Annotated in this window: 1 protein-coding gene; it reads right to left on the bottom strand. The window is 42.9% G+C overall.

Features of this window, described 5'->3' with window-relative positions:
• Window positions 1–232 (bottom strand): DUF1285 domain-containing protein (locus tag AAEZ03_RS28470; protein WP_350583323.1); only part of this gene is annotated, 232 nt, incomplete at its 3' end.
• Window positions 233–247: the final 15 nt, after the last annotated feature.

The raw sequence follows: 247 nt of genomic DNA, 5'->3' as shown, positions 1-247 counted from the left end.
ACTCTAGCCAGCTATGATTAGCTTCTTTAACGATACCAACATCATTGATAAGTAACGGTGCATCTTCCACTTGGATGCGAAGTTTTTGTACAGGCGTCTTTAAAAAGTACTCTACTACCCCATTATTTTCTTCTTTCCATAAGATAGTGGCAAATAAGCTCACCAATGACTCTCTGGTCATTTGCCCGCCCTCATGCCACCACTCACCGTTGGCTTTGATGACCAAATCCATATCGGCGACTTGTTC

It is taken from the genome of Pseudomonas sp. HY2-MNA-CIBAN-0224 (genome assembly GCF_040310285.1).
Lineage (GTDB): Bacteria > Pseudomonadota > Gammaproteobacteria > Pseudomonadales > Pseudomonadaceae > Aquipseudomonas > Aquipseudomonas helleri.
The sequence above is the reverse complement of the archived record's forward strand: the minus strand, read 5'-3'. Positions and strand labels throughout refer to the sequence as shown.